Origin of the sequence: Streptomyces shenzhenensis (assembly GCF_021462265.1) — a bacterium.
Lineage (GTDB): Bacteria > Actinomycetota > Actinomycetes > Streptomycetales > Streptomycetaceae > Streptomyces > Streptomyces shenzhenensis.
Genome location: NZ_JAJONF010000028.1, coordinates 24,379 through 49,345, shown reverse-complemented (window position 1 = coordinate 49,345; position 24,967 = coordinate 24,379). Strand labels below are relative to the sequence as shown.

At 70.9% G+C, this 24,967-nt stretch carries 23 protein-coding genes; 15 read left to right on the top strand and 8 right to left on the bottom strand.

Translation table 11 applies throughout. From position 1 onward, the window contains the following. Window positions 1–60: 60 nt before the first annotated feature. Together scy and mce are read right to left on the bottom strand one after the other, a co-directional pair. Complete coding sequence (scy, locus tag LQ326_RS30250; RefSeq protein WP_234542225.1) at window positions 61–3,906, bottom strand: polarized growth protein Scy; 3,846 nt, start codon at window positions 3,904–3,906, stop codon at window positions 61–63. A gap of 222 nt (window positions 3,907–4,128) precedes the next feature. Further along, a complete protein-coding gene (gene mce, locus LQ326_RS30245; RefSeq protein ID WP_089098737.1) occupies window positions 4,129–4,569 on the bottom strand; it encodes a methylmalonyl-CoA epimerase in 441 nt (146 codons plus the stop codon). 149 nt (window positions 4,570–4,718) lie between these two features. Between mce and LQ326_RS30240 the strand changes: the two genes are divergently transcribed. The 3 genes from LQ326_RS30240 to LQ326_RS30230 all read left to right on the top strand — a co-directional run bounded on the left by LQ326_RS30240 (window position 4,719) and on the right by LQ326_RS30230 (window position 8,332). Continuing rightward, on the top strand, window positions 4,719–5,924 hold the full coding sequence (locus LQ326_RS30240; protein WP_234542224.1) for an acetyl-CoA C-acetyltransferase: 1,206 nt from the start codon (window positions 4,719–4,721) through the stop codon (window positions 5,922–5,924). 48 nt (window positions 5,925–5,972) lie between these two features. Further along, window positions 5,973–6,929: a methylmalonyl Co-A mutase-associated GTPase MeaB gene (gene meaB / locus LQ326_RS30235; RefSeq protein ID WP_234542223.1), complete on the top strand. Its 957-nt coding sequence runs from the start codon at window positions 5,973–5,975 to the stop codon at window positions 6,927–6,929. Between the two features lie 149 nt (window positions 6,930–7,078). Then, window positions 7,079–8,332 (top strand): MFS transporter, encoded by a 1,254-nt coding sequence (locus LQ326_RS30230; protein ID WP_234542222.1) that lies wholly within the window; start codon window positions 7,079–7,081, stop codon window positions 8,330–8,332. A 129-nt stretch (window positions 8,333–8,461) separates the two neighbouring features. Here LQ326_RS30230 and LQ326_RS30225 read toward each other — a convergent pair whose 3' ends face one another. From LQ326_RS30225 to LQ326_RS30210, 4 genes are all read right to left on the bottom strand, one after another. Next, window positions 8,462–8,938 carry a MarR family winged helix-turn-helix transcriptional regulator gene (locus LQ326_RS30225; protein WP_181806953.1) on the bottom strand — a complete coding sequence of 159 codons (477 nt, stop codon included), beginning with the start codon at window positions 8,936–8,938 and terminating at the stop codon, window positions 8,462–8,464. A gap of 92 nt (window positions 8,939–9,030) precedes the next feature. Then, window positions 9,031–9,786, bottom strand: a complete 756-nt coding sequence (locus LQ326_RS30220; RefSeq protein ID WP_234542276.1) for an AIM24 family protein — start codon at window positions 9,784–9,786, stop codon at window positions 9,031–9,033. A 47-nt stretch (window positions 9,787–9,833) separates the two neighbouring features. Beyond that, a complete protein-coding gene (locus tag LQ326_RS30215) occupies window positions 9,834–10,484 on the bottom strand; it encodes an AIM24 family protein (protein ID WP_234542221.1) in 651 nt (216 codons plus the stop codon). 1 nt (window position 10,485) lies between these two features. Continuing rightward, window positions 10,486–11,118 (bottom strand): AIM24 family protein, encoded by a 633-nt coding sequence (locus LQ326_RS30210; RefSeq protein ID WP_234542275.1) that lies wholly within the window; start codon window positions 11,116–11,118, stop codon window positions 10,486–10,488. A gap of 493 nt (window positions 11,119–11,611) precedes the next feature. Here LQ326_RS30210 and LQ326_RS30200 point away from each other — a divergent pair, with 493 nt between their 5' ends. From LQ326_RS30200 to icmA, 8 genes are all read left to right on the top strand, one after another. Continuing rightward, on the top strand, window positions 11,612–11,956 hold the full coding sequence (locus LQ326_RS30200; RefSeq protein WP_234542219.1) for a DUF3817 domain-containing protein: 345 nt from the start codon (window positions 11,612–11,614) through the stop codon (window positions 11,954–11,956). Further along, window positions 11,953–12,246, top strand: coding sequence for an MTH1187 family thiamine-binding protein (locus LQ326_RS30195; protein WP_234542218.1), 294 nt, complete (start codon window positions 11,953–11,955; stop codon window positions 12,244–12,246). The genes LQ326_RS30200 and LQ326_RS30195 overlap by 4 nt, the downstream gene beginning before the upstream one ends. 160 nt (window positions 12,247–12,406) lie before the next feature. Beyond that, a complete protein-coding gene (locus LQ326_RS30190; protein ID WP_234542217.1) occupies window positions 12,407–13,150 on the top strand; it encodes a hypothetical protein in 744 nt (247 codons plus the stop codon). Further along, entirely contained in the window at window positions 13,147–13,827 is a 681-nt protein-coding gene (locus LQ326_RS30185) for a DUF4166 domain-containing protein (RefSeq protein WP_234542216.1), read from the top strand. Before LQ326_RS30190 ends, LQ326_RS30185 begins: the two co-directional genes overlap by 4 nt. After that, entirely contained in the window at window positions 13,824–14,474 is a 651-nt protein-coding gene (locus tag LQ326_RS30180; RefSeq protein WP_234542215.1) for a TetR/AcrR family transcriptional regulator, read from the top strand. The genes LQ326_RS30185 and LQ326_RS30180 overlap by 4 nt, the downstream gene beginning before the upstream one ends. A 421-nt stretch (window positions 14,475–14,895) precedes the next feature. After that, complete coding sequence (locus tag LQ326_RS30175; RefSeq protein ID WP_181802728.1) at window positions 14,896–15,405, top strand: MarR family winged helix-turn-helix transcriptional regulator; 510 nt, start codon at window positions 14,896–14,898, stop codon at window positions 15,403–15,405. 66 nt (window positions 15,406–15,471) lie between these two features. Then, window positions 15,472–15,816 (top strand): DUF3817 domain-containing protein, encoded by a 345-nt coding sequence (locus LQ326_RS30170; protein WP_234542214.1) that lies wholly within the window; start codon window positions 15,472–15,474, stop codon window positions 15,814–15,816. Between the two features lie 100 nt (window positions 15,817–15,916). Further along, the gene (gene icmA, locus LQ326_RS30165; protein WP_234542213.1) at window positions 15,917–17,617 is read left to right on the top strand and encodes a coenzyme B12-dependent isobutyryl-CoA mutase large subunit; all 1,701 of its coding nucleotides are present in this window, start codon (window positions 15,917–15,919) and stop codon (window positions 17,615–17,617) included. Window positions 17,618–17,939: 322 nt separating this feature from the next. Here icmA and LQ326_RS30160 read toward each other — a convergent pair whose 3' ends face one another. Further along, complete coding sequence (locus tag LQ326_RS30160) at window positions 17,940–18,572, bottom strand: TetR/AcrR family transcriptional regulator (protein ID WP_234542212.1); 633 nt, start codon at window positions 18,570–18,572, stop codon at window positions 17,940–17,942. 232 nt (window positions 18,573–18,804) lie between these two features. Between LQ326_RS30160 and LQ326_RS30155 the strand changes: the two genes are divergently transcribed. From LQ326_RS30155 to LQ326_RS30140, 4 genes are all read left to right on the top strand, one after another. Continuing rightward, complete coding sequence (locus tag LQ326_RS30155) at window positions 18,805–19,779, top strand: tetratricopeptide repeat protein (protein ID WP_234542211.1); 975 nt, start codon at window positions 18,805–18,807, stop codon at window positions 19,777–19,779. Window positions 19,780–20,457: 678 nt separating this feature from the next. After that, window positions 20,458–21,105, top strand: coding sequence for a DUF6230 family protein (locus LQ326_RS30150; protein ID WP_234542210.1), 648 nt, complete (start codon window positions 20,458–20,460; stop codon window positions 21,103–21,105). A 149-nt stretch (window positions 21,106–21,254) separates the two neighbouring features. Then, window positions 21,255–21,809 carry a DUF6114 domain-containing protein gene (locus LQ326_RS30145; protein WP_181802722.1) on the top strand — a complete coding sequence of 185 codons (555 nt, stop codon included), beginning with the start codon at window positions 21,255–21,257 and terminating at the stop codon, window positions 21,807–21,809. Continuing rightward, window positions 21,799–23,145, top strand: a complete 1,347-nt coding sequence (locus LQ326_RS30140) for a hypothetical protein (protein WP_234542209.1) — start codon at window positions 21,799–21,801, stop codon at window positions 23,143–23,145. The genes LQ326_RS30145 and LQ326_RS30140 overlap by 11 nt, the downstream gene beginning before the upstream one ends. Before the next feature lie 355 nt (window positions 23,146–23,500). Here LQ326_RS30140 and pyk read toward each other — a convergent pair whose 3' ends face one another. Continuing rightward, window positions 23,501–24,931 (bottom strand): pyruvate kinase, encoded by a 1,431-nt coding sequence (gene pyk, locus LQ326_RS30135; RefSeq protein WP_234542208.1) that lies wholly within the window; start codon window positions 24,929–24,931, stop codon window positions 23,501–23,503. Between the last annotated feature and the right edge of the window lie 36 nt (window positions 24,932–24,967).

Sequence of the window (24,967 nt, the reverse complement as noted above, 5' to 3'; positions counted from 1 at the left end):
AAAGCCTCCGCCGAAGGTTCACTCAAAAGCACCAGAACAGTACAGAACGGACCTCGGTTTCTAACTTTCTGATGACTTGCCACCCGATCGAGGGGCCCCCACCGTACTGCCCGCCTTGACGCCGCCCTCCTTCGCGGACGGAGCCTCGAAGGATTCCAACGCCTCCAGGACGTCCTGGACACGGGAGATCTCGCCGTTGATGTTCTCCCGCCGGCGCTCCAGGATCTCCAGCTCGCGCTTGCCCTCCTCGACCGTGCGGCGGGCCTCGCGGATCGCCTCGGCCTTGAGCTCCTCGGCCTCCCGGATCAGCGTGGCCTTCTTCAGCTCGGCCTCCTTGAGCAGCCCCTCGGCCTTCTTGACGGCGGCGATGCGGACCTTGCCCGCCTCGGAGCCGGCCTCCGAGACCAGGTCCTTGGCCTTGGCCTGGGCCTTGGCGAGCTGCTCCTCGGCGGCCTTGATGAGCGCGTCACAGCGGTCGCCGGTGGACTTCATGGTCTCGGCGGCCTCGCGGCGGGCCCGCTCGTGCAGCTCCTCGATCTCGGCGGTGATGCGGTCGCGCAGCTCCTCGGCCCGCTCCCGGATGGCGGTGGCGTCCCGGCGGGCGCCGACCAGCAGCTCGTCCGCGTCCGTACGGGCCCTCTCCACCAGCGAGTTGCCCTCGACCGTGGCCTCGGACACCAGCCGGTCGGCCTCCTTGCGGGCCGCGCCCACCATGGTGTCGGCCTGCGACTCGGCGTCCGCGGTGGTCTTCATCGCCTGCTGCTGCGCCTCGGTGAGCAGCTTGTCCGCCTCGGCGGTGGTCTCGTTGATGAGCGTGTCGACCTGCTCGGCCACGTCCTGACGCCTCTTGTTGGCGTCCCTGCGGGCCTCGTCGAGCGTGCGGTCGGACTCCTCGCGGGCGGCGCCCAGCATCCGCTCGGCCTCGGCCTCCGCGTCCCGCTTCAGCCGCTCGGCGTCGGCACGGGTCCGGTCGGCGTGCAGCTGGGCGGAGCCGACCGTCTCGGCGGCCTCGGCGCGCAGCCGCTCCGCGTCGCCGCTGGCGTCCGCGATCAGCTTCTCCGCCTTGGCGATGGCGTCCGCGCGGACCCGGTCGGCCTCCGCGATCGTCTCGTTCTGGAGCCGCTCGGCCTCGCTGCGCGCCTCGGTGATGAGGGTGTCGGCCTGGGTCGCCGCGTCCGAACGCATCCGGTTGGCGTCCTCACGCGCCTCGGCACGCGTGCGCGTGGCGTCCTGGTCGGCCTGGGCGATGGTGTCGGAGGCCTCGGTGCGCACCCGCTGGGCGTGCGCGGCCGAGTCGGACCGCAGCCGCTCCGACTCGGTCATCGCGTCGGCGACGGTCCGCTCGGCGAGCGCCTTGGCCGCCTCGGACGCCTCGGCCGCCTCGCGCCGGATCCGGGTCGCGTCCTCGCTGGCCCGCTCCCGCTCGGCGTAGGCGTCGGCGCGGACCCGGTCCGCCTCCTCCTCGGCCTCCCGCCGGGTACGGTCGGCGGCGTGCTCGGCGGCCGAGCGCAGCCCGGTGATCTCCTCCTGTGCCTGCTCGTGCAGCCCGGCGACCGAGTCCCGTACCTGCTGGGCGTGGAGTTCGGCGGCCGACACCATCTCGGTGGCCCGCCGGTCCGCCTCCTCGACCAGGCGTACGGCCTCGGTCTGCGCCTCCTCGACCCGGTTGCGCGCCTGGGCCAGCAGGTCCTCGCTCTGCTCGCGGGCCCGCTCCCGCTCCTGGCCGGCCTCCTCGCGCGCCGAACCGAGCAGTTCCTCGGCCTCCCGGCGGCGGCGGGCGGCCTCCTCCTGGGCGGCGGCCAGCGTCTCGGACGCCTCCGTGGACAGCCGCTCGGCGGCCGCCTGTGCCTCGGCGCGCACCCGGTCGGCGCTGTCCTGGGCCTCCTGCTTGAGCCGCTCCGCCTCGGCCGCGGCCTCGGACCGCAGCCGTACGGCGATGCTCTCGCCCTCCGCGCGCGATGCCGACGCGTCGGCGGCTGCCTCGTCGCGCAGCCGCTGGGCCTCGGTCTCGGCCTGCTGCTGGAGCGTACGGATCCGCTCCGCGGCCTCGCCGCGCAGCCGGTCGATCTCCTCGGCGGCCTCCCGGCGGATCCGGCCGGCCTCCTCGCGCGCCTCGGTCAGCGACCGCTCGGCCGCCGCCAGCCGGTCCTCGGCCTCGGCGTGCAGCCGGGTCAGCTCCTCGGCGGCCTCCGCGCGCCGGGCCTCGACGCCCCGCTCGGTCTCCTCGCGCAGCTCGGCCGCGGCCCGCTCGGCGTCCGCCCGGACCGCCTCGGACTGCTCCTGGGCCTCCGCGCGGAGCCGGTCGGCCTCCTGCCGGGTGCGCTCCAGGGTCTCCTCGGCCTGGCGGCGCAGCATGGTCGCGCGCTCGATGGCCTCGGTGCGGACCTTCTCGCTGTCCGTGGTCGCGGTCTGCCGCAGCTCGTCGGCGTCGGCCTTGGCCTTGGCGAGCAGCTCCTCGGCGGACTTGGCGGCCTCCTCGATCTGCTGCACGGCCTCGCGCCGGGCCTCGGCGCGGATCGACTCGCCCTCGGCGACCGCGTCGGACCGCAGCTGCTCGGCCTCGCCGCGCAGCCGGCGGGCCTCTTCCTGCAGCTCGACCGTCTTGGCCCGGTACTCCTTGGTGTCGTCCTTCGCCGTGCCCTTGAGCTGCTCGGCGATGTCGTGCGCCTCGGCGCGCAGCCGGTCCGCCTCGGCCTCCGCCTCGGTGCGGATCCGCTCGGCCTCCTCGGCGGCGGCCCGCGTGGTCCGCTTGGCCTCCTCGGAGGCCTTGTTGAGGACGTCCTCGGCGGTCTTGGCGGCCTTCGCCAGCTGGGAGGCGCTCTCCTCGGCGGTGAGGCTGCGGGCCTTCTCGGACGCCTCCGCGATGATCTTCTCGGCCTCGGCCCTGGCGTCCGCGACGACCTGCTCGGCGTCCGCCTTGGTGGCCTCCGCCTCCTTGGTGGCCTCGCTGACCAGCCTGGCCACCTGCTCCTTGGCGGTCTGGGTGCGCTGCTGGTTGGTGGCCTCGGCGGTGGAGAGCGCCTTCGCGGCGTTCGCCTCGGCCTCGGTGACCAGCTTCTCGGCCTCGGACTGCGCCTTGCGCAGCGCCTCCTCGGCCTCCGCCATCCGCTCCCCGGCGGCCCGGCTCAGCTCACTCGCCTGCCGGCGGGCCGCGTCCGACTCCGTCACGGTGGAGTTGCGCAGCTGCTCCGCGTGGTCGGTGGCCTCCTGGGCCTGGGTGGACGCGGCGTTCAGCAGCCGCTCGGCGTCCCGGCGGGCGCGCAGCAGGATCTGCTCGGCCTCCGCGCGGGCCGCCTCGGCGTCGCTGGTCAGCCGCTGCCGGGCCTCGTCGGTCAGCCGCTGGGCCTCGGCGCGGGCGGCGGCCATGGCCTGCTCGGCCTCGGCCCGCGACTCGTCGAGCAGCCGCCGGGCCTGCGACTCCGTGCGCGCCCGCAGCTGCTCGGCCCACGAAACGTTCTCGTTGACGTGCGACTCGACGGTCTGCCGGCGCTCGGCCAGCTCCTGGTCCAGCTGCTGGCGGCGGGTCACCGCCTCTTGGTGCAGCTCGGCCTGGAGCCGCGCGGCCTGCTCGGCGTGCTCCTGGAGGATCCGCTGGGTCTGCGCCCGGGCCTCCGCGGCCACCCGCTCCGCCTCCTGGCGGATCTGGTCGGCCTGCATCTGGGCGTTACGCAGCAGCTGCTCGGCGTGGTAGCCGATGTCGCCGCCGTCGAACGCGGGCCGGGACATGATGGTGCGCCGCGCCTCGTGCAGCTTGGCGCGCAGCACCTCGACCTGGTAGCCGAGGTCCTCGGCATGCTGGATCGCCTTTTCCCGCTCGGTCTTCAGCCGTTTCATCTCGGCCTCGAACCGAGAGAGGTGGTCGACGTCAGCCGCCGGCTCTCGCTCCTGGCTCTCGTAGCCCCGCACTGCGCGGTCCCATCCGTCCCCTGGTCGCAACCTTCTCCGAACGAGCTCCGTCCATCCGCCGAACGGGGCCCCCGGGGAATGGTGTCAGATCAACGGCGGAGCACGGGCTGCTGCCCCGACGCTCGTCCCCCGAAACCCGGACCCCGGCATGCGGCCGCCCCGGCCCTGCGAACCTGCGAAGGGACGACCGCCCCCAACCCTACCGGCCCATATGTACGAGGGTCAGTGCTCAGGTGACTCAACAGCCGCCGAAGTGACCAGTTCTGTCAGTACGCCGTGGCAATCCTTCGGGTGCAGGAAGGTGATCCGCGACCCCATGGAGCCGATCCGTGGCTCCTCGTACAGCACGCGTACGCCCTTGGCGCGGATGTCGGCCGCGTCCCCGTCCACATCCGCCGTACCGAAGGCGATGTGGTGCACCCCCTCGCCGTTCTTCGCGAGCCACTTGCCGACCGCCGAGTCCTCCCGGGTCGGTTCAAGGAGCTGCAGGTAGGAGGCGCCGCCGTCGGACGTCTCGTTGATCTTGAGCATGGCCTCGCGCACGCCCTGCTCCTCGTTGACCTCGGTGTGGAACACCTCGAAGCCGTACGTGGCCCGGTAGAACTCGACGGTCGCGTCGAGGTCGTGGCAGGCGATCCCGATGTGGTCGATTCGCGTCAGCATGGATTCAGTGCAGCGCCACGACGGTGGTTACGCAACGTGCCAGCGATCACACTGACGGCCCGATGACGGCACGGAGTGCCACGCAATACATTCGAAGTAAACCCTCGTTCACTCCTCGGCAGTGCAGCCGGTAAGGGGATTCGCAGCTCATGACTTCTGGAAACTCTGGAACCACCTCGGTGATCGTCGCGGGCGCGCGTACGCCCATGGGACGACTGCTGGGCTCGCTGAAGTCCTTCTCCGGAGCCGACCTCGGCGGCTTCGCGATCAAGGCCGCCCTCGACCGTGCGGGGATCGGGGGCGACCAGGTGCAGTACGTGATCATGGGGCAGGTGCTCCAGGCCGGCGCCGGGCAGATCCCGGCCCGCCAGGCCGCCGTGAAGGCCGGCATCCCGATGAGCGTCCCGGCGCTCACGGTCAACAAGGTGTGCCTCTCCGGTCTCGACGCCATCGCGCTCGCCGACCAGCTGATCCGCGCGGGTGAGTTCGACATCGTGGTCGCGGGCGGCCAGGAGTCCATGACCAACGCCCCGCACCTGCTCCCGAAGTCCCGCGAGGGCTTCAAGTACGGCGCGATCGAGATGCTCGACGCGATGGCGTACGACGGCCTGACCGACGCCTTCGAGAACATCGCCATGGGCGAGTCCACCGAGAAGCACAACACCCGTCTCGGCATCCAGCGCCCCGAGCAGGACGAGATCGCCGCCCTGTCCCACCAGCGGGCCGCCGCCGCGCAGAAGAACGGCGTCTTCGAGGCCGAGATCACCCCGGTCGAGATCCCGCAGCGCAAGGGCGAGCCCGTCGTCTTCAGCAAGGACGAGGGCATCCGCGGCGACACCACGGCGGAGTCGCTGGGCAGGCTCCGCCCGGCGTTCACGAAGGACGGCACCATCACCGCCGGCACCTCCTCCCAGATCTCGGACGGCGCCGCGGCCGTGGTCGTGATGAGCAAGGCCAAGGCCGAGGAGCTGGGCCTCGACTGGCTCGCCGAGATCGGCGCCCACGGCAACGTGGCCGGACCGGACAACTCCCTCCAGTCCCAGCCGTCCAACGCCATCCGGCACGCCCTGAAGAAGGAGGGCCTGGAGGTCTCCGACCTCGACCTCATCGAGATCAACGAGGCCTTCGCCGCCGTCGCCGTGCAGTCAATGAAGGACCTCGGCGTGTCCACCGAAACGGTTAACGTCAACGGTGGTGCGATCGCCCTGGGTCACCCCATCGGGATGTCCGGAGCGCGCCTTGTGCTGCACCTGGCCCTTGAGCTCAAGCGCCGGGGCGGCGGGGTCGGCGCGGCCGCGCTGTGCGGTGGCGGCGGTCAGGGCGACGCGCTGATCGTGCGGGTGCCGAAGGCCTGAGTACGTTTCGCTGAGCGAACGGAAGCGAACGGAGCGAACGGAGCTGTGATGCAGGACGTCTCCTCACTGGTGGCCCAGGCGAGGGAGGGCCGACCGCGTGCGGTGGCCCGCCTGATCTCCCTGGTGGAGGGGGCGTCCCCACAGCTCAGGGAGGTCATGGCGGCGCTCGCCCCGCTGACCGGAAACGCCTATGTGGTGGGCCTGACCGGTTCCCCGGGGGTCGGCAAGTCGACCTCCACCTCGGCGCTCGTGACCGCCTATCGCAAACAGGGCAAACGGGTCGGCGTCCTGGCCGTCGACCCGTCCTCCCCGTTCTCCGGCGGAGCCCTCCTGGGCGACCGCGTCCGGATGTCCGACCACGCCTCCGACCCCGGCGTCTACATCCGCTCGATGGCCACCCGGGGCCACCTCGGCGGCCTGGCCTGGTCGGCACCCCAGGCCATCCGGGTCCTGGACGCGGCGGGCTGCGACGTGATCCTCGTCGAGACGGTCGGCGTCGGCCAGTCGGAGGTCGAGATCGCCTCCCAGGCGGACACGAGCGTGGTGCTGCTGGCCCCGGGGATGGGCGACGGCATCCAGGCGGCCAAGGCCGGAATCCTGGAGATCGGCGACGTCTACGTCGTCAACAAGGCCGACCGGGACGGCGCGGACGCCACCGCCCGCGAACTGAACCACATGCTCGGCCTCGGCGAGTCCCGCGGTCCCGGCGACTGGCGTCCGCCCATCGTCAAGACGGTCGCCGCCCGCGCGGAGGGCATCGACGAGTTGGTGGAAGCCCTGGAGAAGCACCGCGCCTGGATGGAGGAGCGGGGCGTCCTGACGGAACGCCGGCTGGCCCGCGCCTCCCGCGAGGTCGAGACCATCGCGGTCACGGCCCTGCGCGAACGCATCGGCGACCTCCACGGAGACCGCCACCTCGGCGCCCTCGCGGAGCGCATCGTGGCCGGCGAACTGGACCCGTACCGGGCGGCCGACGAACTGGTGGCGGGGCTGACGGAGGGCTGACGATGGCCGGCCCCCGGCTGCCGCTGCTACCTTGACCGGCATGTTCCTCTCCTTGGCGTAGAGCGCACCCAGCACCACGGCATGTGAACGTCCCGTGCCGTGGCGCGCTCAGGTGTCCCCTCTTCCGCCTCTCTCAGAGGAACTCACGCATGTCCGCGTCGACCACGTCACGCCCTTCACCGGTGCGGCACACCTCGTACGCCGCCGTCCTGCGCGTCCCGTCCGCGCGCCACACCTTCCTGGCCGCCCTCGTGGCCCGTCTCTCCTACGGCACGGTCCCGCTGTCCGTGCTGCTGTCCGTGACCGGGGCGACCGGCTCCTATGCCGTCTCCGGCCTGGTGATGGCCCTCTTCGGCGGCACGGTGGTCGTCCTGCTGCCCGTCCGGGCGACGCTGGTGGACCGCTACGGCCCACGGCGCGTCCTGCCGTTGCTGGCGGCCCTCTACAGCGCTCTTCTCTGCCTCCTGGCCGTCCTGACCTGGCGACCCGGCGCGCCACCGGCCGCCCTCGCCGCGGCCGCCGCGCTCACCGGGTGCGTCGCGCCGCCGCTTGGCCCCACGATGCGGGCGGTGTGGGGGCGGCTGGCCGACGACCCCGCCCTGCTACGCCGGGCGTACAGCCTGGACGGAGTCGCCGAGGAACTGCTGTTCGTGTCAGGCCCGGCACTGGTGGGCCTGCTGCTGCGGTTCGGCCCGCCGCCGGCGGGGCTGCTGCTGAGCGCGGTGCTGATGACGGCCGGCACGTGTGCGTTCGTGATGTCACCGGCGGTACGGGCAGTGGTCCCGCCGAAGAAGAACAAGGAGGCGGGCCGCTCGCCCGGCCGCTTCCCGGCGGCCCCGGTGGCCGCGGCAGCCGGCCTCGGCCTGGCGCTGAGCGCGGCGGAACTCCTGGTGATGGCGTTCGCCGGGCAACGGTCGTACGGCGATGAGGCCGTCCCCTGGGTGCTGGCCGCGCTCTCGGCGGGCAGCGCGGTGGGCGGACTGCTGAACGGGGCGGTGGAGTGGCGCCGTCCGGCGGGGGAGCGGCTGGCCTGGCTGGCGGTGGGGCTGGGGGTGGTCCTGGGGGCCGCCGGGTTCGCACCCGGGATGTGGACGCTGGGCGGGGCCATGGCGGTGGCGGGGGCGTTCGTGGCGCCGACCCTGACGACGGCGTATCTGCTGGCCGACGAGACGGCGGCGGAGGGGGAGCGGACGCGGGCCGGGGCGTGGGTGAACGCGGCCGTCAACGCCGGAAGTGCGGGAGGCTCCGTGGTGGCCGGTCTGCTGGTCGGACGGCTGTCGGTGGGGGCTTGTTTCGCCCTGGCGGGGTGCGTCGCCCTGGTCTCCGCGGCAGCGGTCCGGGCCGTCTCCGGGCTGCGGGCCGGTGAGGGCCGGCGGCACTCGCGTGGCGGCAGCCGCGCATAGGCTCAGAGCCACGCCGGCGAGGTGGTCAGAGCGTGCCCGCGCGTCCCTGGGCATGCCGTGACCGCCACGCGGCGGAGCGGCGGACGGCACCTGAACCCCCGTCCGCCGCTCTTCGGGTGCCGCCTGTCGTCACGGGCGCCCGCGCTGCCCCCGCAGGTGGTCCGCGATCGGCTTCAGGCCCTTGTCCAGCTCCATGAGTGCCTCCGGTGACAGCAGGTCGATGAAGTGCCGCCGCACGGAGGCGACATGATGTGGCGCCACCTTCTTCATCGTCTCCATGCCGTGCTCGGTGAGGACGGCGTACAGACCGCGGCGGTCCGACTCGCAGTTCTCGCGGCGGACCAGGTTCGCGTTCTCCATGCGGGTGATCTGGTGGGACAACCGGCTCTTGGACTGGAGGGTCGCGGCGGCGAGATCGCTCATCCGCAACCGGTAGTCCTCCGACTCGGACAGGTTCACCAGGATCTCGTAGTCGTTCATTGTCAGGCCGAACGGTTGCAGATCTTTTTCGAGCTGATACGTCAACAGCCTGTTGACGTCCAGGTGGGTGCGCCAGGCGCACTGCTCCGCATCCGTCAGCCAGCGCGTGGCCGTCTCGGTCTCCATGAGTGAAGTCTACCTAAAATGTTGAAAGGCGAACTAGTGAGGGTGGTGTGACTGTGCGCACGCGTTCGATGTCACACTCCGCAGACTACCGCTCACAGCCCGAAGCGACGCTGGAGGTCTCCCAGCTGTCCGGGAAGGCGCGGTGCGCCCGGTTGCTGTGGACGGCCTGTGGCGGGGACGCCTCCGCCGGGCACTCCGGGCTCGTGCGGAACCGCTCCCGTGGCCTGCTCGGCCATCAGGGTCTCGGTGGACTGGAGCAGGACCGTGCCGGCCCCCACGAACTCGAACTGGTGCTCCTCCCCGGAGGCCCCGCCGAGGCCTGTCAGTGCACGTAGACCGCCCATCACACCGGTCATGTACCCATGGTCGTAGTGGTGGCACGGGGAGGGGCAGTCGGCCCACCCCACCAGTGCCTGCGGGTCCACCCGGACGGGGGGTTCCATGAACACCACCGGGCCGTTGGACGCCGCCACAAACTTCCCGGTTCCTATAAGGGTCAGAAAACCGGGAACGATCGATTGCTTCAGCGCGAGACTTGGCTGAAAAGCGAGCAGGTTGCCCGAGCGAATGGTCAGGTTGCCGTCGTCCAGGTCGTAGGAGTTCACATCGAAGGCCCGGTCGGCGAGGAGCATCTTGCCCGAACCCTCCGCCACCACCCAGTCGCTCGCGTGCAGAGGCGAATGGAAGGAAGTGCGGACCAGGCGGTCCAGCCGGCCGTGTCCCACGCCGTTGAAGTCGATCGCGCCGTAGTAGGCGATCATCTTCCCCTTCTGCAGGAACCACTGGCCGCTCTTGAGCTCCACACAGAAGGTGTACTTGTTGACGTTGTCGTCGACGGGGAGGGTCATGGGGTCGTACACGACCGGCCCGGCCGCCCCGGCGGCCCCGTATGCGCTCACAGCTTCTCCTCGGACGCCTGCACGTACACCATGCCGTTGCCGCTGAGCTCCAGCTGGAACGCCTCGCCGGAGCCGCGGCCCACCATGTCCCGCCAGCCGAGCGCGGACGACAGCTTGTTGCGCACGTCGCCGTGGTGGGCGACGTAGGCCTGCGGGTCCACATGGACCGGGCGCTGCGGAGTGATCGGGATCTCGAAGACCCCGCCGTGGGCCATCACCGCGACCGCGCCGTGGCCCTTGAGGGTGGTGGTGAACAGGCCCTGGCCGGTGACCTGACCGCGCACCATCCCCATCACGCCGCCCTGGGAACCCATGAACATCGTCCCCTGCTGCAGCGTGCCCTCGAAGGCGAGCAGCCGGTCCGCCTCGACGTAGAGGGTGTCGCCGGTGAGGGTGATGACCTGGACGTGGTGCCCGCCGTGCCCGAAGAAGACCGTGCCGCTGCCCTCGACGGTCATGAGGGGGGTGGCCTCGCCGGCGACCCGGCGGCCGATCATGGACATCAGGCCGCCCTGGCCGCCCTGGATGTTGGGGGTGAAGGACACCTCGCCCTTGTAGGCGAGCATCGCGCCGCGCTGGCTGAACAGCCGCTGCCCGGGCACGACGGTCGCCTCGACCATCTTGGAGTTCACCTCGCGCAGGGTCATGTCAGACGTCCCCCGCGATCGTGTTCCGCTCGCTCGGCTGTACGTACACCAGGCCGTCCCCCTCGAACCGGATCTGGAAGGCCTCGCCGCCGCCCTCACCGAAGAACGTGCGGAAGGTGACACCCGACTGGAAGGACTGGCGGAGGCTGCCCTGGTGGGCGATGTAGGCGCCCGGGTCGACGGTCAGCGGGTACTGCGCGCTGACCCTGAGCACCACCGCCGGGCCGTCCGACATGATCGCCGCCTGGCCGTGGCCCTCGACCGTGGTGGTGAACAGGCCGTTGCCCTGGGAGGCGCCGCGCAGGCCGGTGAACGTGGTGCCGGTGCGCAGGCCCGCGTCGGTCGCGAGCAGGTTGCTCGACTCGACGTACAGCTTGTCGCCCCGCAGGCCGACCAGGTTGATCTCGGACGCCCGGTCCGCGAACCAGCACGTCCCGTGCCCCCTCACCTCCATCACCGTCATCTGCTCGCCGGTGAGCCGCCGGGTCACCATCCCGCGCAGCCCCTCGCCGCCGCCGCTCAGTTTCTTGAACGCCATCTGCCCGTCGTACGCCACCATCGAGCCGTTCTTCGCCTTCACGGCATCCCCGGTCATCTCGACGGCGAGCACCTTGCTGCCCTGGAGTCGGAACATCGCCACGCTGCGAAGGTAGCCGCAGGCAGACGGCGGCAACAGGTCCCGGAGGTGGACATCGCCCCCGATCCGTCCCTTAGGGGGCAGGGCGCCGGTCGGCCGGGAGGCGTGTCACCGCCGTCCCGGCCGGCAGGCCGACCGTGGACCTCGGCGGGCGACCACGGACCTCGGCGGGGCGCCGTCCTCCTCGTCGGTGCGCGGCAGGAAGGCGCTCCGCCGCTCCTTGAGGTCGTTCCGCTCGCCGGGGAGAGCGCCGCGTGCAGCTCTGCCCGAAGCCGGTCGCCGAGTGGCGCCCACGCGGCGCGTACCACCAGTCCCGGCGGGGTCATGAAGAAGCGGGGGCATGAAGAACACGACCGCGCACCCGCTCCCGCCTGCCGCCGGGCCCGGCCTCCCACCCCCGCGCGGGGACCGCGAGGCTCTTTGCCACAATGGGTGAACGTTTGTGCTCGCGTTCACAAAGAGTGGACGTCTCTCCCACCGAAGGTGACCCGTGGACATCAAGACCGCCACCGCCATCCGCCGCCTGCGCCTGGTCTCCGCCCCGGAGGCCGTCTCCTTCCTGATCCTGCTCGTCTGCTCGGTGCTCAAGCGGACCACGGACTTCAACGCGGTGCCCGTGATGGGCGCGATCCACGGTGTGCTCTTCATCCTCTACGTGATCTTCTGGGCCGACGCCTGGAACCGCACCAAGTGGTCCTTGAAGACCGGCCTCTTCTACTTCGTCCTCTCCGTCCTGCCGACCGGCGGCTTCTTCGCCGAGCGCAGGCTGCGCCGCGAGGCCGAGGACGCGGTCATCGCGTCCCGCGCCCGCGAGGAAGGAACCGTGAACGCATGATCGTCGCCTTCTCCGTGACGCCGCTGGGCGTGGGCGAGGACGTGGGGGAGTACGTCGCCGACGCCGTCCGGGTGGTCCGCGAGTCCGGGCTGCCCAACCGTACCGACGCCATGTTCACCTCGGTCGAGGGCGAGTGGGACGAGGTGATGGACGTCGTCAGGAGGGCCGTCGCCGTCGTCGAGGAGCGTGTCCCGCGCGTCTCCCTGGTCCTCAAGGCGGACATCCGGCCCGGTGTCACCGACGGGCTCACCAGCAAGGTGGCGACGGTCGAGCGGCACCTCGCCCAGTAGTCGGAAGCGGACAGAGCCCCGGCCCCCCCTCGGTGAGGCCGGGGTTTTCTTGCGCCGCCTGATTGAGCGATCGCTCAAAAAAAGGTACCGTCGTCACCCGAGTGTTTGAGCGATCGCTCAAAAAGCACTCGAATGACCAGGTGACGGGGGTACGACACCGATGGGGCTCTATATAGAGGCGCACATCCGCGCCGATCTGGACGAACTGTGGGCCCGCACCCAGGACCCGGCCCGGCATCAGCGCTGGGACCTGCGGTTCACCGAGATCGACTACCTCCCCCGCGCGGCGGGCGAACCGCAGCGCTTCCGATACGCCACGCGCGTGCTCCCGTTCCTGACCATCGCCGGCACCGGCGTCTCGGCAGGGGAGAAGGAGCGCCCCGACGGCACCCGCACCTCGGCCCTGCGCTTCGCCGCCCCGCACCCGCTCTCGCTGCTTGCCGAGGGCAGCGGCTACTGGCGGTACATCCCGGTCGCCGACGGCGTCCGTTTTCTCACCGGCTACGACTACCGGCCCCGCTGGGGTGCCTTCGGTACGCTCGCCGACCGCCTGGTCCTGCGCCCGCTGATGGGCTGGGCGACCGCGTGGTCCTTCGACCGGCTGCGGCTGTGGCTGGAGCGCGGGATCACCCCGGAGCGGGCGCGGTGGAACTGGTTCGCCGAGATGACGGTCCGCGCACTGGCGATCGCCGGCTGCGTCATCGGCCTGAGCCGGGGGCCGGGGCCCGGCACGCTCTCGCCCACCGTCGCCTTCCTGGTCCCGCTGCTCCTCGTCGTGGCCCTGTCGCTGGCCCTGGTCGCGCCCCCGCTCGCGACCACCCCCGCCGCCCGCCGTTGCCTGCGCACCCCACCGGCCCGGATCGCCGCCCCCCGGGTCCTGCACACTCTGGAGAAACAGCAGTGACCTCGATGTTCCGCACGGTGCTGGGCCCGGACTTCGACCGGCTGCACCCACGGCTGCAACGCCGCTTCTCGGTCGGCCTGGCGAGCGGCGAGGCCTGCACCGGCCACGGTGTGATGGAGCGGATCTGGCACGGCGGGGCCTTCGTGAAGCCGTTCCTGGCACTGGGTGCCACCCGCAACATCCTGGTCCCGGAGGCCGCCCGGAACGTGCCCTTCAAGATCGAGAATGTGCCCTACACGGACTCCCACGGCCGTGAGACGGTGACCTTCGTGCGCACCTTCGACCTGCCCGGCCGCCCCCGCCGCTTCGACGCCCAGATGGTGCTCAGCCCCAAGGGCGACCGCATCCTCGACTACCTCGGCACCCATCAGCACCTCGCCAGCGAGCTGCACCTGCACGCGGAGGCCGACGGCTCCCTGCTGATCCGCTCCGGTGAGCACCGGTTCAGGGAGGGCCCGGTGGACGTCCGCGTCCCCGAACTCGTCGGCGCCACCGCCGAGGTACGCGAGTCCTACGACGACCGCGCCGGCCGGTTCCGGATCCGGGTGCGGGTCGTGAACCGGTACTTCGGGCCGCTCTTCGGCTACCAGGGCTCCTTCGAGGCGTCGTACACCGACATCCGCGGCCACGGGGTGCGGCCGGGGCTGCGGCCGGTCCGTGAGGAGCCGCGCGCGTGAGCCCGGAGACCGCCAAGTCCCTGGAGACCAAGAACAAGCTGCTGGAGGGCGCGCTGCGGACGCTCACCGAGCAGGGGATCGCCAGGACGTCGGCCCGTACGGTGGCGGCGGCGGCCGGGGTCAACCAGGCGCTGGTCTTCTACCACTTCGGATCGGTGGACGAACTCCTCGCCGCCGCCTGCCGGTACGGCGCCGAGCAGGCCGTCGCCCGCTTCCGCCCCCGCCTCGCCGCGGTCGGCTCGCTCTCCGAGCTCCTCTCCGTGGGACGGCAGATCCACGAGGAGGCCCGCTCGGGCGGCCATGTCGCCCTGCTCGGCCAGCTGCTGGCCGGCGCCCAGACCCATGAAGCGCTCGGACCGGCCACGGCGGCGGGGCTCGACCTGTGGATCGCCGAGATCGAGAGGGCGCTCGTCAGGGTCCTCGCGACCACCCCGTTCGGTGACTTCGCCGACCCGGCCGGGCTCGCCCGCGCGGTCGCCGCGTCCTTCGTCGGCATCGAGCTGTACGAGGGCGTCGACACCGCCGGCGCCCACGCCGCACTGGACGCCCTTGAGCAACTCGGCGCGATGGTGGCCGCCTTGGACGAACTCGGCCCGGTTGCCCAGCGCGCGGTCCGACACCATCTGCGCCGGGCCGGGCGCCGTTAGGGGCTGTCCGGCGGATCCTGCCGCAGCCGCGGGGGCCGGCACGCTCGCCCCGCTCACCTCGGCTGACAGCCACCGTTGCTTTCCCGCGACTTGATCCGCCGGACAGCCCGGCCAGGGCCGCCGTCGAGGCCGTCGCGCTTCGGGCGGCGGATGCCGGACCGGCCGTGCGGCGGCCTCCTCGGCCGTCGGTGCTCCGCCCGGTTCGGTGCAGCCGGACGAGCAGGCCCCGTACGGCGGCGGATCTCAGCGGACGTGTGGAAGCCGGCGGGCGTCACCGCGGCTGCCGTGGCGGCCGTCCGGGGGGACGCGCGCGGCCGCCCGGGGACGCGGGCGGCCGGGCCTGCCGCCCGCGTGGTGGCGGAGATGACCGAAAGCCGAGACACGGCTGACCGTTATATGACCGGCCGGTAGGGTCGGTGACGTGCCGAAGCCTCTCAGTCTCCCCTTCGACCCCATCGCCCGTGCCGACGACCTCTGGAAGCAGCGCTGGGGAAACGTCCCGTCGATGGCCGCGATCACCTCGATCATGCGGGCCCAGCAGATCCTGCTGGCCGAGGTCGACGCGGTGGTCAAGCCGTACGGGCTGACGTTCGCGCGCTATGAGGCGCTGGTGCTGCTCACCTTCTCCAAGGCCGGCGAACTGCCGATGTCGAAGATCGGCGAGCGGCTGATGGTGCACCCGACCTCGGTGACGAACACCGTCGACCGGCTGGTGAAGTCGGGTCTGGTCGACAAGCGTCCCAACCCCAACGACGGGCGCGGCACGCTTGCCACGATCACCGAGAAGGGCCGCGAGGTCGTGGAGGCGGCCACCCGCGACCTGATGGCGATGGACTTCGGGCTCGGGGCCTACGACGCGGAGGAGTGCGGGGAGATCTTCGCGATGCTCCGGCCGCTGCGGGTGGCCGCGCACGACTTCGACGAGGACTGAACCCGCCGCCCGCCGTGCCGTGCCCCGGGGCAAGATCTCCCGGAACGGGTGGTTACGCTCTTCCCCATGAAAAAAAGCGTGCTGACCCGCTACCGCGTCCTGGCCTACGTCACCGGTGTGCTGCTGGTGCTGCTGTGCCTGAGCATGATCGCCAAGTACGGGCTGGACATCAGCGGTGCGGCCGACGTCACGCGCGTCGTCGCCATCGCGCACGGCTGGCTCTACGTCGTCTACCTGGTCTTCGCCTTCGACCTGGGCTCCAAGGCGAAGTGGCCGGTCGGCAAGCAGCTGTGGGTGCTGCTGGCGGGCACCGTCCCCACCGCCGCCTTCTTCGTGGAGCGCAAGGTCACCCGCGAGCTGGACGCCAAGGTCACCGAGGGCTCTCCGGTGGCCGCGAAGGTCCAGGCCTAGGCCGCAGGCTCCTCGCGGCGAGGTCACCGCACCGCCGTACGGACACCCGTGCGGCGGTACTCCATCGACATTTACTTGGACGTCCTAGTAAATTGAGGGTATGGACGCTGACGCCATCGAGGAGGGCCGCCGACGCTGGCAGGCCCGTTACGACGCGGCCCGCAAGCGGGACGCGGACTTCACCACGCTCTCCGGGGATCCGGTGGAGCCGGTGTACGGGCCCCGGCCAGGGGACACCTATGAGGGATTCGAGCGGATCGGCTGGCCGGGGGAGTACCCCTACACCCGCGGGCTGTATCCGACCGGCTACCGCGGGCGGACCTGGACGATCCGCCAGTTCGCCGGGTTCGGCAACGCCGAGCAGACCAACGAGCGCTACAAGATGATCCTCGCCAACGGCGGCGGCGGTCTCTCGGTGGCCTTCGACATGCCGACCCTCATGGGGCGGGACTCGGACGACGCGCGCTCGCTCGGCGAGGTCGGGCACTGCGGGGTCGCCATCGACTCCGCCGCCGACATGGAGGTCCTGTTCAAGGACATCCCGCTCGGCGACGTCACGACGTCCATGACGATCAGCGGGCCCGCCGTGCCCGTCTTCTGCATGTACCTGGTCGCCGCCGAACGGCAGGGCGTCGACCCGTCGGTCCTCAACGGCACGCTGCAGACCGACATCTTCAAGGAGTACATCGCCCAGAAGGAGTGGCTGTTCCAGCCCGAACCCCATCTGCGGCTGATCGGCGACCTGATGGAGTACTGCGCCGCCGGCATCCCCGCGTACAAGCCGCTGTCCGTCTCCGGCTACCACATCCGCGAGGCGGGTGCGACGGCCGCGCAGGAGCTGGCCTACACGCTCGCGGACGGCTTCGGCTACGTCGAGCTGGGGCTCTCCCGCGGCCTGGACGTGGACGTCTTCGCGCCCGGCCTCTCCTTCTTCTTCGACGCGCACGTCGACTTCTTCGAGGAGATCGCCAAGTTCCGTGCGGCCCGCCGGATCTGGGCGCGCTGGATGCGGGAGGTGTACGGATCCCGGTCGCACAAGGCGCAGTGGCTGCGCTTCCACACGCAGACCGCCGGGGTCTCGCTGACCGCCCAGCAGCCGTACAACAACGTGGTGCGTACGGCGGTGGAGGCGCTGGCGGCCGTGCTCGGCGGGACCAACTCGCTGCACACCAACGCCCTCGACGAGACCCTCGCGCTGCCGAGCGAGCAGGCCGCCGAGATCGCGCTGCGCACGCAGCAGGTGCTCATGGAGGAGACCGGCGTCGCCAACGTGGCCGACCCGCTGGGCGGTTCCTGGTACGTCGAACAGCTCACCGACCGCATCGAGGCAGAGGCCGAGAGGATCTTCGACCAGATCAAGGAGCGGGGGCTGCGTGCCCATCCGGACGGTCGGCACCCGATCGGCCCGGTCACCTCGGGCATCCTGCGCGGCATAGAGGACGGCTGGTTCACCGGCGAGATCGCCGAGTCCGCCTTCCAGTACCAGCAGGCGCTGGAGAAGGGCGACAAGCGGGTCGTGGGCGTCAACGTGCACACCGGGTCCGTCACCGGGGACCTGGAGATCCTCCGCGTCTCGCACGAGGTCGAGCGGGAGCAGGTGCGCGTGCTGGGCGAGCGGCGGGCGGCGCGGGACGAGGGCGCGGTGCGCGCGGCCCTGGACGCGATGCTGGGCGCCGCACGGTCCGGCGCCAACATGATCGAGCCGATGCTGGAGGCCGTACGGGCCGAGGCGACCCTGGGCGAGATCTGCGGGGTGCTGCGGGACGAGTGGGGCGTGTACACGGAGCCGGCGGGGTTCTAGGAGGTCCGGCGGCGGGGCTCCCGGGGGAGGGCTCCGCCGCCTGACGTACGGATGCGTTCCGGCGTTTCCCGGGCCACATGAAGCAACAGCGCCGGCGGGACCGTGCGGCTCGACCGCTGTCCGGCCGGGGTGGCGTTGCACCACGGCGGCGCCGGCAAGGAGGCCTCGCTCGACTACCGCGACGCCTCCGACGCCCGCACCGACGCACTCGAAGCCGCCAACAAGCCCTACGTGCGGACGTGCCTCTCATGGGTGAGGCACAGGCGAAAAGGTCTCGCCTTCGCAAATGAGCCGCAAATGAGCCGCAAAAGAGCTCCCGTTGTTATGGTTTGGCCTCGTCCGCCGCGCCCGCCAGGCCCAGCAGCAGAACCCGCGTCAGGCCGCGCGCCCATTCCTCGTCCGCCGGTTTGCCGCTCACCAGGGCGCGGTGCACCACGGATCCGGCCACCACGTCGAAGATGAGATCCGCCGTGCGCTCCGCCTCGCGCGGGTCGGTCTGCGCGGGGAGTTCGCCGCGTCGCTGGGCACGTTCCCGGCCCTCCGTGACCAGCCGCTTCTGGCGGTCCACGATGGAGGTGCGGATGCGTTCCCGCAGCGCGTCGTCCCGGGTCGACTCGGCGACCGCCGCCATCAGGCCGCTCCGGGCCTCCGGTCGGTCCAGGATCGCCGCGAACTGCAGCACCACGCCCTCGATGTCGTCCGCCAGGCTGCCGCGGTCGGGGAGTTCGAGCTCGTCGAACAGCTCCGCCACCGCGTCCACGACGAGCTCGTTCTTGCCCGCCCAGCGGCGGTAGAGGGTCGTCTTCGCGACGCCGGCCCGGGTGGCCACGTCTCCCAGGGTGAGCTTGGACCAGCCCAGTTCGACCAGCGCCTGCCGCGTCGCCGCCAGGATCGCCGCGTCCGCGGCGGCACTGCGCGGGCGGCCGGTACGTCCGGCGGGGGTGCGGGTCTGCATCCCACGACCATAACCGGCGGTTCGTGTGATGCCGTGAGGGAGATCACCGGAATGTGGTGTCGCGCGGGTCCCCGATGGCATTACGCTACGAGTCGTAGCGAAAGCCCGTGGGCCGACCGCACGGGCGACGACCATGGCGTGGGGTGGGGACCCGGCGCCGTTGCGAAACACATGTTCGGCCAGCTTTCACATCGCTTTTCACTTGCGCGCGGGAACGGGGGAGGATAGACGCATGCAGCCACGGAACATGTCCATGAGCGGCGTCGTCGATCTCGCCGCGGTCAAGGCGGCCCAAGAGGCCAAGGCCAAGGCCGAGCAGACGCGCGCCGAAGCGGCCCGTCAGGGTGGGGCCGGAGCCGTCTCTCCGGCCGATCTGGTCATCGACGTCGACGAAGCCGGCTTCGAGCGTGATGTCCTCCAGCGGTCCGCCGAAGTCCCTGTCGTCCTCGACTTCTGGGCCGAGTGGTGTCAGCCCTGCAAGCAGCTGAGCCCGGTCCTGGAGCGCCTCGCCGTCGAGTACGACGGCCGCTTCCTGCTGGCGAAGATCGACGTCGACGCCAACCAGATGCTGATGCAGCAGTTCGGGATCCAGGGGATCCCGGCGGTGTTCGCCGTCGTCGCGGGGCAGGCGCTGCCGCTCTTCCAGGGCGCGGTCGGCGAGGAGCAGATCCGCGGGACGCTGGATCAGCTGGTGCAGGTCGCCGAGCAGCGGTTCGGCCTGACCGGACTCGTCGTCGACCCCGACGCCGAGCCGGGCGCCGAGGCCGAGCCCGCGGAGATGCCGGCGGGCCCCTACGACGCGCTTCTCGAAGCCGCCGTGCGGGCGCTGGACGCGGGTGACTTCGGCGGTGCGGTCCAGGCGTACAGGAACGTGCTCAGCGACGACCCGGCCAACAGCGAGGCCAAGCTGGGCCTCGCGCAGGCCGAGTTGCTCCAGCGGGTGCAGGGGATGGACCCGCAGGCGGTGCGCAAGGACGCGGCCGAGAAGCCGGCCGACGCCCAGGCGCAGATCGCGGCCGCCGACCTGGACCTGGTGGGCGGCCATGTCGAGGACGCCTTCGGGCGGCTGATCGGGACCGTGCAGCGGACGGCCGGGGACGAGCGGGACGCCGTACGGCGGAGGCTTCTCGAGCTCTTCGACGTCGTGGGCACCGACGACCCCCGGGTGGTGGGCGCGCGCCGGGCGCTGGCGCGGGCGTTGTTCTGAGCCACGGCACGGGCCACAGCCCCGGTCACGGTCGGGCCACGATCTGAACACGGGGCTGACCAGTCGCTAAACGTCACGTCCTGTGATGCCGAAGTGAAAGATTTGCCCACTCGGTGCAACGGCGGCCGCTCTTTACCAAATCTTGGTAATAGCGGCCGCTGTTACTTGGAGTAAGGCAGGGCCGTTGGCCTGAATGGTTCTGTCCGGTAATCAACTATTTTGCCCCGCCCCTGGATGACACCCAGAGTCGCCTTCCGAGACCGGCGGGCCGCCCTTCGGTTATCCGGCCGTTACTACCGAGTAACGAAGCCCCTTGTGCGGGCGGCGAGAATGCACCACGATCGGCGACGCTCGGTCCAATCCCGTACCCCGACAGCCAATCGGGCCGCGGGCTCATCTGGGTCCCCACCGAGCAGAGTCGGCGGCAGTGACGCCGGCTCTTGGGCAGGGGGGTCTTCGCCCTGTGGCGAAGCCTGTCCAGCAAGGTTGTGCGTGATGCGTGTCAGGCGCGACCAGTGGTTGTCGCTCGGGGGTGATCGCCGGTGATCGAGGTGCGTTCGTGCCTCCGAGTACGGGCGCTCCCCTTCCGAGGACGTAGCACTTCTCCCATCCCTGCCCGGCTGAGCCGCCGTTGGGGGCGATACCGGGCCGGAGATGTACGTCCGAGAAGGAGGAAATATGGAGTCCCAGGTGCGTGGCGGGACCAGATGGAAGCGGTTCGCTGTGGTCATGGTGCCCAGCGTTGCCGCCACGGCGTGTATAGGTGTCGCCCTCGCGCAGGGCGCTCTCGCCGCGTCGTTCAGCGTGTCCGGCCAGCAGTTCAAGGTCTCGGCCGACTCGCTCGAGGGCGACGGCTTCGAGCAGTACGGTGCCGTCGACTCGGGTGTCACCCTCGCGGGTAAGAGCACGATCCACCCGGTGGCGGTCTCGGCGTTCAACACGGCGACGATCACCAACCTGTGCCAGTCGGTGGTCACGCCGAACGTCCCGATCTTCGGGAACGTCAGCCTGATCCTGCACGCGGGCACCGACGCGAAGAAGCCGGTCGAGGCCAGCAAGCTCTACATCGACCTTGACGACCTCACCGCCGACGCGACGTTCACCAACATCAACATCGGTGTCGCCGCCGGAAGCATGAGCAAGGGTCCTGGCGTCAAGCAGGACGAGGTCAACAAGCAGCAGGCCAACCCGAACGGGTTCGGGCAGGAGGCGGACCACGCCTCGCTGACCGGCGTGAAGCAGACGGCGTGGGCCACCACTGCCGGAACCTTCAAGCTGAGCGGGCTGCACATGTCGATCTCGACGTCGGGTGCGGAGTGCTACTGAGCACTCCGTGACGGGCGGGGGAGCCCTCGGCACCCCCGCCCTCCACCTTCTTCCCACGGTCTTCACGCGCGGTACACGGCATCACCACCGCACCGTGTCGCACCACAGCACCACCACCACAGCAACGCCGCACCAGGGAGCTGTTTTCCATGAGCGCCGAGACTCCTGCCGCACCCGGCCAGTTCACCCGCCGGAGGCTGCAGTTCCGCGCCTGGCGGGGCACGCGGCCGTTCTGGGCCGGTCTGTACATCCTGCTCGCCGGCTTTCCGATCATGTACTTCCCGTACGCGCATCTCCAGCTCGGCAACCTGACGGTGGCGATGTCGACCACCGCGGGCGCCGGATCCCTGATCATCGGTGTGCTGCTCGTCGTCCTGGGGATCAGCCTCTGGTTCCAGAAGCACATCCGCACGTTCGCGGGAGTCGCCGCGATCCTGCTCGCGCTGGTGTCGCTCCCCGTGTCCAACTTCGGTGGCTTCGTCATGGGCTTCCTGTTCGCCCTCATCGGCGGCGCGATGGCCGTGGCCTGGTCCCCGGGCGCGCCCCCGAAGCCGCAGCCGGAGGGTGACGTCCCGCCGGCCGGGGACGACGCGCCGGAAGAGGCAGCCGCCTACTTCCCGGGCCCGGACGGGGTGGACGAGTCGAACGACCTGTCAGGAACGAGCCCGGTGAACGGGGCGAACGGGAGGCACAGTGCCGGCTGACGAGGTGACCCACGGGACTGATGTGGACGAGTCCCGTGTGAGAACCGGGCCGCGGCATGCGGCACCCAAGAAGCCGCTGTTCACCAGGTTCCACATGCCGGCGGGCAAGGCGATAGCCTCCGTGGCGATGCCGACGGCCGTGCTCGTGGGCTTCGGATTCACGTCGACGCTGGCCATCGCCGACACCAACAGCACGCCGTCGTCCTCGAAGAGCCTCGCCGAGGACTACAAGAACTGTGTCGCCGCCCTGGACACGGCCTCGCCCTCCGCTTCGGCGAGCGCGAGCGACGGTGCCTCGGACTCGGCCTCGCCGTCCGCCACGGCCTCGGCCGGCGCGAAGGACGCGACGACGTCCGGCAAGTCGTCCTCGTCGGATTCAGGTTCCGACGGCACGGCCACGCCGACGCCCTCCGCGTCCAAGTCGTCCTCGTCCTCGGGCGGTTCGGGTTCCTCGTCGGGGTCCTCCGGTTCGTCGGGCTCCGGCGGTACGGCGACCCCGTCGCCGTCCGCCACCGCGAGCAGCGGCAGCGGTGGCGGCCTGCTGGACTCGATCGGGGACGCGATCGGCAGCATCCTCAGCGGCGGCAGCACGACGAGCTCGTCCTCGTCGGACTCCACCGCGAGCGCCACCCCCTCGCCGTCGGCCTCACCGTCCGCCTCCAAGTCGTCGTCCTCGTCGAGCGGCGACAGCGGCTCCGGCACCGTGTCCAAGACCGTCAAGAAGGTCACGGACACCGTGAAGAACACCACCGACACGGCGACCAAGGCGGCGGCCGACACCACCAAGGCGGCCGCGGACGCCACCTCCAGCCCCTCGCCGAGCCCGTCCGCGAGCTCCAGCACGTCGGCCGACAACTGCGCCGTCGCCACCGCCGACGTGAGCGGCGTCGACAACAAGGTGGCGGTGGCGGACGACCCCTGGTACCTCAGCGCCAGCTCGCTGACGCTGAAGAGCGCCGACTACCAGGGCATCGTCGAGGTGAGGACGGCCAGCGGCGCGAAGAAGAAGGTGCTGAAGTACGTCATCTCGGGCGGCACCGACATCGGTGACCTGCACCAGACGGTCAAGGACACGAAGATCGGCAAGACCTACCACGTGCAGGCCCGCTCCGGTTCGACGTCCACGATCAGCGACGGTGACACCACGATGTACACGGAGTCGATCTCGGGCAACCTCTTCGGTCTGATCCCGATCACCTTCGACGTGAACAACCCGCCGCCGCTGAACATCCCGCTGATCTACTTCACCAAGGTGAAGGTCGTCCAGGCAGGACAGTTCGGCGGCACCCTGCACGTGCCCGGGATGCACGTGTACACGACCGACGGAACCAGCTGACCGTCACCACAGACCCGTCCGGGAGCCGCGCACAGAGCTGTGGCCCGGCCGTCCGCCTCGCGCGGCGGCCGGGCCACAGTGCTGTCCGAGCACCTTCGGGCTGGACCACGGCCGGTACTGGTGCCCGACGACTGCGCCCAGGCGGTCCCCGACGATCTCGTCCACGACGGCGACCACGCAGGTCTTCCCCGAGCGGTTCAAGCCGGCCAGCGGCCGGCCGGTGCGGGACCGGGGGAGGATGCCCCCCGGGCTTCCCCGCGGAGTCCGGCACCGTCGGCTGACGGACGGAACCGCTGAGGGCGCCTCCTGCCACGGGAGGCGCCCTCAGCGCCCTGCAAGGCCCGTCATGCGGGTGTCACTTGCTGCCGGAGTCGCCGATGTGGTGGACGCGGAGCATGTTGGTGGTGCCGGAGACACCGGGGGGCGAGCCGGCCGTGATGATGACGGTGTCGCCCGGGTTGAAGCGGCTGATCTTCGCGATCTCCTGGTCGACCATGTCGACCATCTCGTCCGTGGTGGCCACGAACGGCACGACGTGCGACTCCACGCCCCAGCTGAGGGTGAGCTGGTTGCGGGTGTTCTCGTCGGTGGTGAAGGCGATGATCGGCGGCTGCGCGCGGTAGCGGGAGAGGCGGCGGGCCGTGTCGCCGGACTGGGTGAAGGCCACCAGGCCCCGGCCGCCGAGGAAGTCGGCGATCTCGCAGGCCGCACGGGCCACCGAACCACCCTGGGTGCGCGGCTTCTTGCCCGGGACGAGCGGCTGCAGGCCCTTGCTGAGCAGCTCATGCTCGGCCGCCACGACGATCTTCGACATCGTCTTGACGGTCTCCACCGGGTACGCGCCCACGCTGGACTCGGCGGACAGCATGACCGCGTCGGCGCCGTCCAGGATCGCGTTGGCCACGTCGGAGGCCTCGGCGCGGGTCGGGCGGGAGTTGGTGATCATCGACTCCATCATCTGGGTCGCCACGATCACCGGCTTGGCGTTGCGCCGGCACAGCTCGATCAGGCGCTTCTGCACCATGGGGACCCGCTCCAGCGGGTACTCGACGGCGAGGTCGCCACGGGCCACCATCACGCCGTCGAACGCCATCACGACGTCCTCCATGTTCTGGACCGCCTGCGGCTTCTCCACCTTGGCGATGACGGGGACCCGGCGGCCCTCCTCGTCCATGATCCGGTGGACGTCGTTGACGTCCTTGGCGTCCCGGACGAAGGACAGCGCGACCAGGTCGCAGCCCATGCGCAGCGCGAACCGGAGGTCCTCGATGTCCTTGTCGCTCAGCGCGGGCACGTTGACAGCCGTCCCCGGCAGGTTGATGCCCTTGTGGTCGGAGACGACACCGCCCTCGATGACGATCGTGCGCACCCGCGGGCCCTCGACGTCCACGACCTTCAGCTCGACGTTGCCGTCGTTGATGAGGATCTGGTCGCCGCGCGAGACGTCGCCCGGCAGGCCCTTGTAGGTGGTACCGCAGATGGTCCGGTCGCCCGGGACGTCCTCGGTCGTGATGACGAACTCGTCACCGCGCTCCAGCTCCACCGGTCCCTCGGCGAAGGTCTCCAGACGGATCTTCGGGCCCTGCAGGTCGGCGAGGACGCCGATGGCACGGCCGGTCTCCTTGGCGGCGGCCCGGACGCGGTCGTACCGCCCCTGGTGCTCGGCGTGCGAGCCGTGGCTGAAATTGAACCGGGCCACGTTCATACCCGCCTCGATCATGGCGACGAGCATCTCGTGGGTGTCGACCGCGGGGCCGAGAGTACAGACGATTTTCGAACGGCGCATGGGGCGATCCTATCGGTTTGTTTCGCTACGGAATAT